A 13752-nucleotide genomic window follows, 5' to 3' on the forward strand; every position below is an offset into this window, starting at 1 on the left:
TCTTGCAGCGGCGCGGGGCTGGAGCAGGTTCAGCAGGAACGTTCGCTGCGCCAGCAGCGGCGTCGGTCATGGCCCCACCGTTGTTGCCTGCGCAAGCGGCCCCGGCACAGCCGGCAAGGCGGGAGGCACCTGCCCCGTCCAGCGGGCCTCCTCCAGCGCCGCCGGATACAGCCGCCGGGCAGCGTCCTGCGCAACCGGGCTCCGGCGCAGCAGGGCACGGTATTGCTGCAGTGCGGAGGTGGGCCGGAACAGCAGGCCCGCCGCCACGGCCAAAGCGGAGCCCAGCAGGTAATCCAGCCAGCGGTGGGGGATGTACCAGGCCACCAGCGGTCCGTAACCGACAAAGGCCACCCCGCTGGAGATCAGCGCGGTGCGCAGGTACGCCTCGCCCTGCAGCGCCACCACCAGCGCCGCGGTTCCGCCCATGACCACGGCGGTGCTGAGCGGGCTGAGGCCAAAGCTGTCAAACACCAGCAGCGGCATCAGCACACCGAGGCTGACTCCCACCATGCGATCGCGCACCCGGGCCAGGGTGGCGCCGAGGCTGTCGTTGAGCAGCAGCACCACGCCGAAATAGAGGTACTTGGGGGCGACGGCGCCGAGGCCTTCGCCGATCGGCAACGCCAGTACGGCCACCACCAGCTTGCGCCAGAAGAACGGCGAGGCCAGACCCGCCGCCAGGCGCGCGGCCAGCGGCGGGTCGGCGGCAGCCGGCTCAGGCTCCTCCGCTGGCGCCTGGTGCCCCGCCGGACTCCACACCACCTGCACGACACTGCCGACCACGAGCCCGAGCGCGATGGCGGCCAGTTCGTTGCCCAGGCTCAGCCAGCTGCTGGTGGCGTTCAGCAGCGGCAGCACACCGGTGATGGCGAGCACGTTGCCGAGCGGCCGCAACGCGCCGGGCAGCAGCAGCATCAGGACCTGCATGAGCGCGGCCACCAGGCCGAACACGAACACCTCCGGCGCTCCGGCGAAGGCCTCACCGATCAGCAGCCCGATCGCCATCGAAAGGCCGCTCAGCCCCACCAGCACCGGGTACACGGGCAGGGGCCAGCGGCTGAAATCCGGGCGCACCACCAGCGCCGCCACGATCACCCCGTAGGCGGCCGCGCTGCTGTCGAGGCCCAGGCCGGCCGCCAGCGCCGCGGTGAAGCCGCTGGCCTGGGCGATCACCAGGGCGGCACGCAGGCCCCGCGAGGGCAGCGGGGCTGCGGCGCCTGTCACCGAGGCCGGCCGCCGAGGGCCTGGATCCAACCCACCAGCAGCACCACCCCCAGCAGAGCCACCCAGAACCACAGCCGGGGCGGGCTGCTGGCGGCCGCCAGCGCCAGCAACAGCAGGGCCAGCCAAGGGGCCGGGGACGCCCAGGGCGCCAGCCAGGGGACCAGCGACTGCCGCAACGGGCGGCGGCGGGCGCGGGCGGCGACGGCCTCAGCGCGGGGGTTGCTCATCGCTCGGTCCCCCCCAGCCAGCGCAGAAACGGCAGCACGAAGCTGACCAGCGGACGCCGCTCCAGCTCGACCCGGGCCAGGGCCGGCGTGCCGTTCTCAAGCTCAAGATCGGGGCCGTTGCCACCGCTCCAGCGCAGGCCGCTGGGGGTGGCGGCCGGCTCCAGATCCACCAGCACCAGCATCACCGGCGCGGTGACCTTGTTGCCCAGGGTGGCGAGCGGATCGCCGCCTTCCCCGAAGGCCTCCTGGCGGCTCCGGGCCGCCATGCTGGCCGCCAGATCGCTGTCGCCCAGCACATGGGTGAGCGCTTCGGCATCCAGGGAGATCGGTGACAACGAACGGATGCGGCCCGTCAGCGCGCCGTAACGCTGCGCGGTGCCGCCGTAGCGGTCACGGCTCTGAAGCTGGGGTTCCACCTGGACCCGGGCTCCGGGCCGCAGGCGGCTGGCGTCGGCCTCGGTGAACAGGGTGATGGCGGTGCGGTGGCGTGACACCGCCTGCGGAGGGGCTCCGACAACCGCGATCCGCTGGCCCGGAACCACCGCCTGCCCCGGGGCCACCAGCAGCGACAACAGCGTGCCGGCGCGGGGGGAGAACACCTGCTGGCTGACCAGCTGGGCCTGCAGTTCGGCGCGGCCGGCCTCCAGCTGGGCGATCTGACCTTCCAGGGCACGGATCTGGCTCCGGTTGCGCAGGTAGAGGTCCTGAGCTCCCACCCAGAGCGGGCTGTAGCGCGGAATCACCTCGTCGCGCCGCAGCGATTCGAGGGCGGCGAGCTGTTGGCCGATCGGCTGATTGCTTGTGCGCAGGGTGTCGATCTGGCTGCGCATCGCCTGCTGCTGGAGATCGATCGCCTGGTTCTGGCGCCGGATCGCCTCAGGGTTGGCCGCCACCCAGCCGCCCCCCGGTGCCGCCTGATCAACCCGGTTGATCGTGGCCAGCAGCTGGCCCTGACGCAACGGCGCCCCCACCGCCGCCGCCAGGCGCTGAATCTGGCCGGCGGAGCGGGCATAGACGCCGGCGCGGCTGTCCGGCTCCATCAGCAGGGCGCCGCCATGCACCAGCACAGGCACCCCGGGGGCGAAGGCCCAGGTCAGCGCCAGGGCACTCACGGCCGCGATCGGCAGCAGTCGGGGCAACAGCGGCGCTGGCGCCGTGGTGCTGCTGGCCGGCGCTTCGGGCATTCGCCACAGGCCCGAAGGGCACCACCGAAAGGAGCACGTAGGGTACGCGCCACGTCCGGTGGTGTCGATTGGTTGGCCGCAGCTGCCGAGGCCAGATCGCCTGGTGGGCCATCGCCTGGCCGCTGCTGACGGCCACCGTAGCCATGCCAGCCACAGCGGCCACACCAGGCCCGCCTCCGGCCGTGCTGCGCCTCAGCCTCGAGCAGGCGCTGGCCCTGGGGCTGGAGCGTTCGCTGCCGCTGCAGAGCGCCGCGGTGGCCATCGAGCAGAGCAGCTCACTCGTGGCACTGGCCAGCAGCGCCTTCCTGCCGAAGCTGGATCTGCTGGGCCTGGGCACCTACGCCCAGGTGGGCACCGACATCAACTTCATCAGCAATGTCTCCACCATCGGCGACCTCAACCTCAACCTGGGCAGCCAGGGGTATGCGGTGGTGCAGAACGCCTTCGGCAATCTCGGTCTGGCGCTCAGTTATCCGCTGATCGATTTTCGCCGTGGCCCGCTCAGGGATGCCGCCAGGGCCAACCTGGCGGCCGCACGGTCGCAGCAAATGGAGCAGCAGCGGATCAGTCGCTTCGCCATCACCACCGCCTACCTCAATCTGCAGCTCGCCGATGCATTGATCCCGGTGTGGCAGCGGTCGCTGGATGTGTCCACGCGGCTGCGCCGGGACGTGAACGCCATCCGGGCCCGCGGCCTGGCCAGCCGCAGCGACAGCGCCCAGGCCGAGGCCTTGCTCGAGAACGATCGGCGCGGCCTGGCAGAGGCCGAAGCCCAGGTGGAAATCAGCCGCAGCGGGCTGGCGCGGCTGCTTGCCCTACCCGCGGATCAAGCCGTGGCCGCCACAGATCGCCTGCAACCCGGACCGGCCTGGGGACAGGACCTGCCCAGCACGATCCGCCGCTCACTGCTGGATCGCCCCAGCCTCGCCGCGCTGGAGCAGCAGCGCCAGGCCCAGCTGGCCCAGGTGCAGCTGGCCAGGGCGGCGCGGCTGCCGTCGGTGGGGCTGTTGCTCGGGGGCGGCATCAATGCCAACCGGATCAACCTGCCGGTGCTGTCGACCAGCACCACCGTGGGGCTTTCCTCGGGCCCCAGCGCCGCCTTGCCGCAACAGAGCGCCGGCGCCAGCCAGTCGGGCAGCTTCTACGACTGGGGCGCCCTGATCAGCCTGCGCCAGCCCCTGTTCGACGGCGGCAGCGCCCGGGCCGCCACCGCCGTGGCGCAACGGCAGGTGGAGCAGCAGCAGATCGCCATCGCCAGCGCCGAGCAGGCAATCATTCAGAACGTGGAAACCTGGTGGCAGACCCACCGCGCCACCGCCGCTCAGATCACCGCTGCCGCCGCCGCCGCCCGTGCCGGTGAGCTGGCGGTTCGCGATGCCGAGTTGCGCTATCGCGCCGGCATCAGCCCGATCCTGGAGGTGATGATCACCCAGCGGGATCTGCAGCTGGCCCGCACTGCCCTGGCGGTGTCCATCCACCGCTGGAACCTCAGCCGCGCCGGCCTGGAGCTGGAAACCGGCGCCGCAGAGCCCCAGCCCAGCACCGCAAGGCCAGCGCCCAGCCCCACAGCGCCCTGACACCGCCGGCTCAGCCGAACGGCGACTCCTGGAACGGCCACACCCGCGGCAGCTGGGGCGGCGCCAGCCCCCGTTCGGCGCGAATGCGCGCCCAGAGGCGCGTGAACCAGTAGCGGGCCGCCTGGGTGGAAGGGCCCCGGTAGCGGGCCACCAGGCCCTGATCGAGGCGGCCGCAGGCCATCTCCCCCACCAGACCCTGGCGGTCGTCGCGGCAGCGCAGCAGCAGCTCCTCGCTCACCGGCGCCGGCGCCGCCCACACGAGGCTGCCGAAGACCGGAGCACCGCCCAGCCCGTGGGCGTGATCGAGGCTCCCGCCGCCCAGCTCCAGGCGATCGACCACGCTCCAGCGCCCTTCACGGCGGATCGCCAACGAGGATCGCCAGCGACCGGCACCGAGGGATTCACCATCGGCGCTGCGGCCGAGCCGCACCACTTCGGCGCCCAGCCAGCTGGCTCCAGCCGCCAGCTCCACCCGGCTGTCCTGCTCGTAGAGCGCGCCGGCGTACAGCACCAGCTCCTGGGGCAGCCATTCGAGATCGGCGCCGTCCTCCAGGCGGAACGCCAGCAACTGCCGCGCCCACTGGCCCTCAGGCGCCAGGCGGGAGCGGCCGATCGAGCCATAGACCTTCTGCGCCGCCACGCTGGTGACCAGGGCCCGGCTGCCGGCCTCCAGCCGGGTGTCGATCGCCAGCTGATCGCCGCCCACCAGGCCTCCGGCGGTGTGCAGCAAGGGCAACTCACAGCGGCCATCGGCGCGGCTGAAGGCGCGTTGGATCTTCAGCGGCGAGGTGGCTCCCCCCTGGTGCAGGGTGAGCGGCGCCGAGGGCGAGAGGGCGAAGCGAAGACTGGCCTCACCACGCCAGCTGCTGGTGGATGGGGGCGGATCCGCAACGATGACGTGGGCCAGGAGGGGAAGGGGCAGTGAGCCGATGCTGCGAGCGAAGCGGCGGCCGTCAGGTAGCGGTCGCCACATTTCTCGCCCCTGCCCGTGGCGATGGTGGGGCGCATGATCGTCCTTGACCGGCGCCTGAGCGCCCCGCCCGACGCCCCCTCCAGCCTGCGGTTGCCGCTCAGCGCCCAGCAGCGCGAGGGTCTGCGCGGCCATCGCCGCACCGCCTGCGGCCAGGATCTGCTGCTGCAGCTGCCGCGCGGTGAAGCGCTCGAACCCGGCGAGTGGCTGAACAGCAGTGAGAGCGGCGTGGTGGTGCAGGTGGAAGCGGCTCCGGAGCCGTTGCTGCTGGCCCGCAGCGCCGACTCCCTCCAGCTGCTGCAGGCCGCTTATCACCTCGGCAACCGCCACGTAGCGCTGGAGCTGCACCCGGGCGAGCTGCGCCTGCTGGAAGATCCGGTGCTGGAGGAGCTGCTGCGCCACCGCGGCTTGGCCGTTCTCCACCTCGACGCACCGTTCCGGCCGGAACCGGGCGCCTATGCCGGCAAGGGCGGGCATGCGCACTGAGCCCCCAGCCCAGGCCGGCGCGGCGCCGACCCGGTTGCTGTTGTTCCAGCTGATCAGTCCGGCGCTGCCGGTGGGGGCGTTCAGCTATTCGGAGGGTCTGGAAGTGCTGGTGCAGCAAGGCCGGATCAATTCCGCCGAGGCGCTGCACGGCTGGCTGGCGGCGGAACTGCAGCGGGGGACGCTGGGCGTGGAGGCAGCGGCCCTGGCGCCGCTGCTGCAGGCCATGGCGGCAGAGCAATGGAGCACCGTGCACGATCTCGACGGCTGGCTGCTGGCCCTGCGGGAAGCCCCGGAGGTGCGCGCCCAGCAGCGCCAGATGGGCCGTTCCCTCACCCAGTTGCTAGGCGAACTGGGTTGGCGGCTACCGGCCGTTGCCGGCCAGGGAGCGGCCATCACCTCTGCGGCATCCGCATCGGCGCAGGGGCTGGCCTGGCCGGCGGCCTGGGCCTGGGCCGGCCATTGCCTGGGTGTTCCCAGCACCGACCTGGTGGAGGCCTACCTCTATGCCTGGGTGGCCAGTCAGATCAGCGCGGCGGTGCGGCTGGTGCCGATCGGCCCCACCCAGGGACAGGGGCTGCAGCTGCGCCTGGCACCGCTGCTGGCGCAGCGGGCCGCAGAGCTGGCCCACACCGATCCGCACACGATGTGGTCAGGCGGTGTGGGCGCGGGGCTGGCCCAGCTGGGGCACGCCGAGCTCTACTCACGGCTGTTCAGAAGTTGAGGCGAGGCGTAGCTGGGCAGCGGTGGCAGGATTGCGCCCACTCGTCTGATCCAACGCCATGAGCAAGCTGCGTGTCGGCGTGGCCGGACCGGTGGGCTCGGGCAAGACAGCCCTGGTGGAAGCCCTGTGCCGGCGGCTGCGCGAACGGCTGCAGTTGGCCGTGGTGACCAACGACATCTATACCCAGGAAGACGCCCAGTTCCTGACCCGTGCCGGTGCGCTCGAGCCGGAACGGATCCGGGGGGTGGAAACCGGTGGCTGCCCCCACACCGCCATCCGCGAAGACTGCTCGATCAACCGGGCGGCGGTGGAAGACCTGGAGGAGAGGTTTCCGGATCTCGACCTGGTGCTGGTGGAGAGCGGTGGCGACAATCTGGCGGCCAGCTTCAGCCCCGAACTGGTGGACCTCTGCATCTATGTGATCGACGTGGCGGCCGGCGACAAAATCCCTCGCAAAGGCGGGCCGGGCATCACCCGTTCTGATCTGCTCGTGATCAACAAGATCGACCTGGCGCCGATGGTGGGAGCGAGCCTCGAAGTGATGGAGGCGGACACCCGCCGCATGCGCGGTGATCGCCCCTGGTGCTTCACAAATCTGCGCAGTGGCGAAGGCCTTGATGCGGTGGAACGTTTTCTTTGCCGGCAACTTCCCGCTCCGGGGTCTTCGCTCTGATCGCTGCCATCGGAGCCGGCACTCGGCAGCGGCTTCGGCGTGCGCAGCCATGAGCAGGTGGGCCGCGCCAAGGGGCTGAACAGGGAATCAACACAGTGGCGGCGGCCAAGGGGGAAGCAATACCCAAAAAGCCCGTGTACAGGGCCTCTTGAGCCGTTTCTGTGCCTTTGGCGACAGGACTGACAAGACCGGCTCCGTATGTTCCGCAATGCCGTCAGCACTGCGGCAATTTCTTCACCTTGAACAGGCCCAATGGTTCCGTATTTCTCGAGGCGGCTGGTTGCCGGTCTTGCTGCAACTGCGATCACGGTATCCCTCGTCGCCTGCGGGGGCGGTGGCGGTGGGGATAGCGCTGGTTCTTTCGACGGAGAAGTGAAGGTTGGCATTCTTCACTCCCTGAGTGGAACGATGGCAATTTCTGAGACGACCCTGAAAGAGGTCGAGGAAATGGCTATCAAGGAAATCAATGATGCCGGCGGCGTCAAAGTTGGCGGCAAGTCCTACAAGATCGTCTCCGTCGTTGAGGACGGCGCATCTGACTGGCCCACCTTTGCTGAGAAATCCCAGAAGCTGATTGACTCCGACAAGGTTGCCGTGGTGTTCGGCGGCTGGACCTCCGCCAGCCGCAAAGCCATGCTGCCGGTGTATGAGTCCAAGAACCACATGCTCTTCTACCCCATTCAATATGAGGGTCAGGAGTGCTCCCGCAACATCTTCTACACCGGCGCCGTTCCCAACCAGCAGGCCGAGCCTGCGGTGGATTGGCTGATGAAACAGTACGGCGAAAAGCTGGGCAAGAAGGTCTACCTGGTCGGTTCTGACTACGTCTACCCCCGCACCGCCAACACCATCATCAAGGAGCAGATGAAGGCGCTTGGCGGCGAAACCGTCGGCGAGGATTACATCCCCCTTGGCAACACCGAGGTGGCGCCGATCATCGCCAAGATCAAGAAAGCCTTCCCTGATGGTGGCATCATCATCAACACCTTGAACGGTGACTCCAACGTCGCTCTGTTCAAGCAGTTCAAGGCTGCAGGCATCGATCCGGCCAAGTACCCGATCATGTCCTTCTCGATCGCAGAAGAGGAAATCCGCCAGATCGGCCCTGAGTACACCACCGGCACCTTCGCCGCGTGGAACTACTTCATGAGCCTGGATACACCGGCTTCGAAGAAGTTCGTTGCCAACTTCCAGGCGGCCTATGGGGCTGACCGTGTGGTGGGTGACCCTGCAGAGTCCGCCTACAACATGGTGTACCTGTGGAAGAACGCCGTTGAGAAGGCTGGCACCTTCGAAGATCTCGACAAGGTCCGGAAGACCATGATCGGCATCACCTTTGAGGCACCTCAAGGTGAGATCAAGATGTTCCCGAACCATCACACCTCAGAGCGTGTGATGATCGGCGAAGCCCTGCCCGATGGCCAGTTCAAGATCCTCTCCGACAGCGAGAAGGCCATTCCGCCCATCCCCTGGAACCAGTTCGTTCCTGAAACCAAGGGCTACACCTGCGACTGGACGCAGGACCGGCCGGATGCCGGCAAGTTCAAGATGTGATCGTGCCTGGGTGGCTTCTTCGGAAGCCACCCTTTCCTTTCACTTCTCCATTTCCTGTATGGACTGAGATTATCTTCGGCATTGAAGCCTGCCTATCACTTTCGATAGCGCCTTCGATCGCCCCAGCTCTCAGGACATCATGTTCACGAGACTTGCAGACAGCACCAGAGAGATCAGCCAGTAACGGATTGTTCTCTCTGGATTTATCATTTTTCAGACGATTCCAGCCATTGCTTCGCGTATTGAAGCGGCCTACACGGAGGTGGCACCATCTTGGCGTCTGCCCATGCACCGGCTGATGGGCTCAGGCCAATCTGTCGCTGCGCCCCTAACGCTCTGCAGACAGGCCCCGGACCAAGCTTCACGGACAAAAACAGTTCGCAATATCACTTGATACAGCCGCAAGGCTCCTGTTGATCCAAGGTTAATCCCACTCGCACGGAACAGCCCCCCAGTGGAACTTTTCTTCTCGCAGATTCTTGATGGCTTGAGCATCGGCTCGGTGCTGCTGCTCGCCGCCACGGGTCTCGCCATCGTCTTTGGCCTCATGGGGGTCATCAACCTGGCTCATGGTGAGTTCATGATGCTGGGTGCCTATATCACCTTTGTGGTCCAGAACCTCTTTCGGCCTATGGGCGGTGTGGTGTTCGAGCTCTACTACCCCGTTGCCCTGGTGGCCGCTTTCTTCATCACCGCCATCTTCGGCGTGGTGCTGGAGCGAACGCTGATCCGCAAGCTGTATGGAAGACCACTGGAAACCCTGCTGGCCACCTGGGGGGTCAGCCTGATCCTGATCCAGCTGATTCGCAGCATCTCCACCTCCATGGTGATCGGCATTGCGGTGGCGGTGGTCATCGGCTTCTTCGGTGGAAAGTTTCTCGGCAAAAAGATCGGTGATCGGCCTGCATTCCCCTATCTCAACGGCGTGGTGTGGGCCGTGGCTGTGGGGATCGGCCTGGTGGTGGTGAATTCCTTCTCCTCCGTGCGGGCCATCGCCAGCCCCTGGTTCGGACCCCGCAACATTGACGTGACAGCACCCAAGTGGCTGCAAGGCAGCTGGGGCGAGATCGACGGAATTGAACTGCCTGGCCTGAGGATTTTCATCATTCTGTTGTCGGCAGTTCTGCTGCTGTTCGTGATGTGGTTCCTCACCAAGAGTGTGTGGGGCCTTCGGATCCGGGCTGTCACCCAGAACCGGCAGATGAGCAACTGCCTGGGCATTCCCACCGACAGCGTGGACAGCATCACCTTCGGACTCGGTTCAGGTCTGGCAGGAGTGGCTGGCTGCGCCATCACCTTGCTGGGATCCGTGGGCCCGAACCTGGGCGCGGCCTACATCGTGTCCTGCTTCATGGTGATCGTGCTGGGAGGCGTGGGCAACCTGCTGGGCACGGTGCTCGCTTCTCTGATCCTCGGCATCATTCAGTCGGTGGTGGGATCAGGATCGCTGTTGATTGTGTTCCCGGATATGCCCCCGGCCGCCAAAGGGGTGGTGGAATTCTTCGCCACCACAAGCATGTCGCTGGTGCTTGTGTTCATCTTCATCATCGCCTTCCTGCAGTTCCGCCCCAACGGCATGTTCCCTCAGAAGGGGAGATCGGTAGATGCTTGATGCGCCGCTGCCAACAACCAAGCTCCTTCCATCTGCTTCCTCTCCACTGAGGCCCCAGCCATGAAACTTCTCAAGCGACTCGTTCCCTGGATTCTCCTGGCCATCGCGCTGTTCATCCTGCCAGCCATCCTCAGTGATTTCCGTATCAACCTGTTTGGCCGCTATTTCTCCCTGGCGATCACTGCTCTTGCGATCGACCTGATCTGGGGCTACACGGGCCTCCTGAGCCTTGGGCAAGGCATCTTCTTCGCCCTGGGTGGCTATGGGGTAGCGATGTACCTCACCCTCAACACCCCCAGTGAAGCGGGCGGCAACGGCATCCCCAAATTCTTTGAGAACTACGGTGTAGAACAACTGCCCTTCTTCTGGCAGCCATTCTGGTCGCCCGCCTTCACTCTGATCGCCATCTGGGTGCTGCCCGCAGTCGTGGCAGGGTTGGTTGGCTACCTGATCTTCAGAAACCGTATCAAGGGGGTGTACTTCTCGATCATCACCCAGGCGGCGTTGATGGTCTTCTTTCACTTCTTCAACGGCCAACAGAAGCTGATCAATGGCACCAACGGCCTGAAAACCAGCACCACCGAGCTGTTCGGCATGCTGGTGGGCTCCAGCGAGATGCAGATCTGGCTGTACCGACTCACGGTTGTTCTCATTCCTGTCGCCTTTCTGATCTGCCGCTATTTCACCTCCGGCCGCTTCGGCGATGCCTTGATTGCCATCCGAGATGATGAGCAACGCTTCCGTTTCGCCGGCTTCAACCCCGTTCCCTTCAAAACGATCGTCTTCCTCGTTGCCGGCGCGCTCTGCGGTATCTCAGGCGCTCTTTACACCGTTCAGAGCGGTATTGTGTCGCCCCAGTACATGTCGATCTCCTTTTCGATTGAGATGGTGATCTGGGTGGCTGTGGGGGGCCGCGGCACCCTGGTGGGCCCGATCATCGGCGCCGTTCTGGTGAACTATCTACGCAGCCTGGTGAGCGAAGCGCTTCCCGAGTTCTGGCTGTTCGTGCAGGGGGCTCTGTTCATCTTCGTGGTGGTGCTGATGCCGGATGGCATCTACGGCTGGGTCTCCAAAGGAGGACTGCGCACCTTGCTGGCCGCCTTCGGCATCGCTCCCAAAGCTCGTACCTATCCCCAGATCGACCAGGAGGGCCCTGGCATGGAAATGAAGAGCCACGCCCCCACCGATTCTTCGGCCTGAGGCCTTGACAGCTGGCTTGCCGGAGGAAGCCCGACAACATCAAGGCAGAAAGTCAATGATCCTGCGCTACCACCTTCACTGCTCCATCAGATCCATCCACTCCATCCACATCCCATCGGCCTCTTCAGCTCACACGTCCACCAGGCAAGCCCACTGCTCAGCCCCCCTTCCACAGACCCCCTGAAACACCCTGGCGATCATGTCTGAACCACTCCTTGAACTTCACGACGTCAGCGTCAGCTTTGATGGCTTCTTCGCCCTTACCGATCTTTCGCTCACCCTGCAGAAAGGTGAGTTGAAGTCGATCATTGGGCCCAACGGCGCCGGGAAAACCACCTTCCTTGACGTGATCACGGGCAAGGTGCGCCCCACCAAGGGCACTGTCACGTTCAAAGGAAAGTCGTTGGTGGGGCTCTCCGAGCAGAAGATCTCAAGGCAGGGAATCGGCCGGAAGTTCCAGACGCCACGGGTGTTCGACAACCTCACGGTGCTGCGCAACCTGGAATTGGCCGCCTCACCGAACAAGAACCCTCTCAGCCTTCTCTCCGACAAGCTGCCGAAGGCGGCCAAGGATGAGGTGCATCGCCTGATGAACTATGTGGGCCTCACCCCCTTTGCCACCACCCAGGCGGGTTCGCTCTCGCACGGGCAGAAGCAATGGCTGGCGATTGCCTCTCTCGTGGCCCAGTCGCCGGAGGTGCTGCTGCTCGACGAGCCCGTGGCCGGGCTCACCGATGAAGAAACGGTGCGGACCGCTGAATTGATCAAGTCACTGGCAGGCCAACACACCGTTGTGGTGATCGAACACGACATGGAATTCATCCGGGACCTCAATGCCCCCGTCACCGTGCTGCACCAGGGGCAACTGCTCACCCAGGGCCTGCTGGAGGATGTGAAGAAAGATCCCCGCGTGATTGAGGTTTACCTGGGCCCAGCCGAGGAATAAGCGGTTTCCACCACTTGCCAGACACCAACCCACAGCTGACATGACAACCGAGAACCTCCTTTCCGTCTCCAACCTCAACGTTTACTACGGCGAAAGCCACATTCTTCGCAATGTGGATCTCTCCATCCCTAAAGGGCAGATGGTGTGCCTGATCGGTCGCAACGGCGTGGGCAAAACCACGTTCCTCAAAACGATCATCGGTCTGCTCAAACAACGCTCCGGCAGCGTCCAGTACGACGACCAGGCCCTGAGCGATCAGCCCCCCTACCAACGGGCCCGCTCCGGCATCGGCTATGTGTCCCAGGGGCGTGACATCATTCCGCAGGTGACGGTGAAGGAAAACCTTCTGCTGGGAATGGAAGCGCTCCCGGGTGGCATGGCGAAGAACCGCCACATCGACCCGATCGTGTTCGATCTGTTTCCAATTCTCGAGAAGTTTTTGTCCCGCAAAGGCGGTGATCTCAGCGGCGGACAACAGCAACAGCTGGCCATCGCTCGCGCTCTGCTGGGCAAGCCGAAATTGCTGCTGCTGGATGAACCCACCGAAGGCATTCAGCCCTCCATTATCCACGACATCGAAGTGGCGGTGAAACGGATCATGAAGGAAACCGGAATCAGCGTGCTGCTGGTGGAGCAGCACCTTCACTTCGTGCGCCAATCCAACTACTACTACGCCATGCAACGCGGCGGCATCGTTTCAAGTGGCCCCACCGAGAGCCTCTCCGATGATGTGGTCCAGGAATTCCTCACGGTGTGAGGGCACTGCAAGGGAGCGCCCTCTTGCATAAAGGTTGTTTGTTGCATCCGGCCTGTTGGATACGGCCATCCGAATGCAACGCGATGCAGCATGGATGACACATCTTTGGGGTCAACTGTGTAATCACAGGTGTCAAGTCTCCCGTGGAGCTGTTTGGATGCCAGCCGTTTACGTGCAACCCGTTTACGTGCCAGCTTCTTTCCTATCAGCTCCTTGCATGCGGTGGTCTCAGCCGCCAGATTTGGAGGCCACGAACGACCATGGTGCGAGCTGCACGGGCTGCAGGCTTTCTCTTTCTGCCTGCTGACTCCTGTGACTCCTGCCTCCTGACTGCTGCCCGCGGCTCAGCAGCCGCGGGTGACCATCCAGGGGCGGGCCGCACTTTCCCTGAGCCGGGGCTTGGCGCTTTCTTCGCGCACTTCCTTGCGGACCAGCCGGGGCTCACTGGCTTCCTGCTTGAGGCGGAAGCCACCGGACAGTGTCATGGGCGGGCTGAACACTCTGTTACCGGGATTGCCACAACTCGGACAGTCCGTATCATTCTGGCGGGCGTCGATGCTGCGCCACACCTCGTAGTTGTCGCAGCCTGAAGCGCAGCTGAATTCGTAGACAGGCATGGAG

The 13752-nt window shown here is 65.3% G+C and carries 14 protein-coding genes; 9 read left to right on the plus strand and 5 right to left on the minus strand.

Annotation, left to right across the window (positions count from 1 at the left end; all coding sequences use genetic code 11):
- Positions 1-66: 66 nt before the first annotated feature.
- From KQ303_RS06760 to KQ303_RS06770, 3 genes are read right to left on the minus strand one after another with little or no spacing between them, the layout of a single operon-like run.
- Positions 67-1224, minus strand: a complete 1158-nt coding sequence (locus KQ303_RS06760) for an FUSC family protein (protein ID WP_259729711.1) — start codon at positions 1222-1224, stop codon at positions 67-69.
- Positions 1221-1451, minus strand: a complete 231-nt coding sequence (locus KQ303_RS06765) for a hypothetical protein (RefSeq protein WP_259729712.1) — start codon at positions 1449-1451, stop codon at positions 1221-1223. Before KQ303_RS06765 ends, KQ303_RS06760 begins: the two co-directional genes overlap by 4 nt.
- Complete coding sequence (locus tag KQ303_RS06770) at positions 1448-2635, minus strand: hypothetical protein (RefSeq protein ID WP_259729713.1); 1188 nt, start codon at positions 2633-2635, stop codon at positions 1448-1450. The genes KQ303_RS06765 and KQ303_RS06770 overlap by 4 nt, the downstream gene beginning before the upstream one ends.
- 143 nt (positions 2636-2778) lie before the next feature.
- Here KQ303_RS06770 and KQ303_RS06775 point away from each other — a divergent pair, with 143 nt between their 5' ends.
- Positions 2779-4212 (plus strand): TolC family protein, encoded by a 1434-nt coding sequence (locus KQ303_RS06775; protein ID WP_259729714.1) that lies wholly within the window; start codon positions 2779-2781, stop codon positions 4210-4212.
- Between the two features lie 10 nt (positions 4213-4222).
- On the opposite strand, the gene KQ303_RS06780 is transcribed toward KQ303_RS06775, so the two are convergent.
- Positions 4223-5185: an urease accessory protein UreD gene (locus tag KQ303_RS06780; protein WP_259729715.1), complete on the minus strand. Its 963-nt coding sequence runs from the start codon at positions 5183-5185 to the stop codon at positions 4223-4225.
- 21 nt (positions 5186-5206) lie between these two features.
- On the opposite strand from KQ303_RS06780, the gene ureE reads away from it, so the two are divergent.
- From ureE to urtE, 8 genes are all read left to right on the plus strand, one after another.
- The gene (gene ureE, locus KQ303_RS06785) at positions 5207-5668 is read left to right on the plus strand and encodes an urease accessory protein UreE (RefSeq protein WP_259729739.1); all 462 of its coding nucleotides are present in this window, start codon (positions 5207-5209) and stop codon (positions 5666-5668) included.
- Positions 5658-6389 (plus strand): urease accessory protein UreF, encoded by a 732-nt coding sequence (locus KQ303_RS06790; protein WP_259729716.1) that lies wholly within the window; start codon positions 5658-5660, stop codon positions 6387-6389. Before ureE ends, KQ303_RS06790 begins: the two co-directional genes overlap by 11 nt.
- 58 nt (positions 6390-6447) lie before the next feature.
- Positions 6448-7062, plus strand: a complete 615-nt coding sequence (gene ureG / locus KQ303_RS06795; RefSeq protein WP_094513883.1) for an urease accessory protein UreG — start codon at positions 6448-6450, stop codon at positions 7060-7062.
- 252 nt (positions 7063-7314) lie between these two features.
- Positions 7315-8616, plus strand: a complete 1302-nt coding sequence (urtA, locus tag KQ303_RS06800; RefSeq protein ID WP_259729717.1) for an urea ABC transporter substrate-binding protein — start codon at positions 7315-7317, stop codon at positions 8614-8616.
- Between the two features lie 454 nt (positions 8617-9070).
- Complete coding sequence (locus KQ303_RS06805) at positions 9071-10228, plus strand: ABC transporter permease subunit (RefSeq protein ID WP_259729718.1); 1158 nt, start codon at positions 9071-9073, stop codon at positions 10226-10228.
- A gap of 60 nt (positions 10229-10288) precedes the next feature.
- Positions 10289-11428 carry an urea ABC transporter permease subunit UrtC gene (gene urtC, locus KQ303_RS06810; RefSeq protein ID WP_259729719.1) on the plus strand — a complete coding sequence of 380 codons (1140 nt, stop codon included), beginning with the start codon at positions 10289-10291 and terminating at the stop codon, positions 11426-11428.
- Between the two features lie 199 nt (positions 11429-11627).
- Positions 11628-12374: an urea ABC transporter ATP-binding protein UrtD gene (gene urtD / locus KQ303_RS06815; RefSeq protein WP_259729720.1), complete on the plus strand. Its 747-nt coding sequence runs from the start codon at positions 11628-11630 to the stop codon at positions 12372-12374.
- 40 nt (positions 12375-12414) lie between these two features.
- Positions 12415-13131 carry an urea ABC transporter ATP-binding subunit UrtE gene (gene urtE / locus KQ303_RS06820; RefSeq protein WP_259729721.1) on the plus strand — a complete coding sequence of 239 codons (717 nt, stop codon included), beginning with the start codon at positions 12415-12417 and terminating at the stop codon, positions 13129-13131.
- Between the two features lie 344 nt (positions 13132-13475).
- Here the strand turns inward: urtE and KQ303_RS06825 are convergent, their stop codons facing one another.
- Positions 13476-13748 carry an FmdB family zinc ribbon protein gene (locus KQ303_RS06825; RefSeq protein WP_259729722.1) on the minus strand — a complete coding sequence of 91 codons (273 nt, stop codon included), beginning with the start codon at positions 13746-13748 and terminating at the stop codon, positions 13476-13478.
- Positions 13749-13752: the final 4 nt, after the last annotated feature.

Origin of the sequence: Synechococcus sp. CS-1333 (assembly GCF_025128015.1) — a bacterium.
Taxonomy (GTDB): Bacteria; Cyanobacteriota; Cyanobacteriia; order PCC-6307; family Cyanobiaceae; genus MW101C3.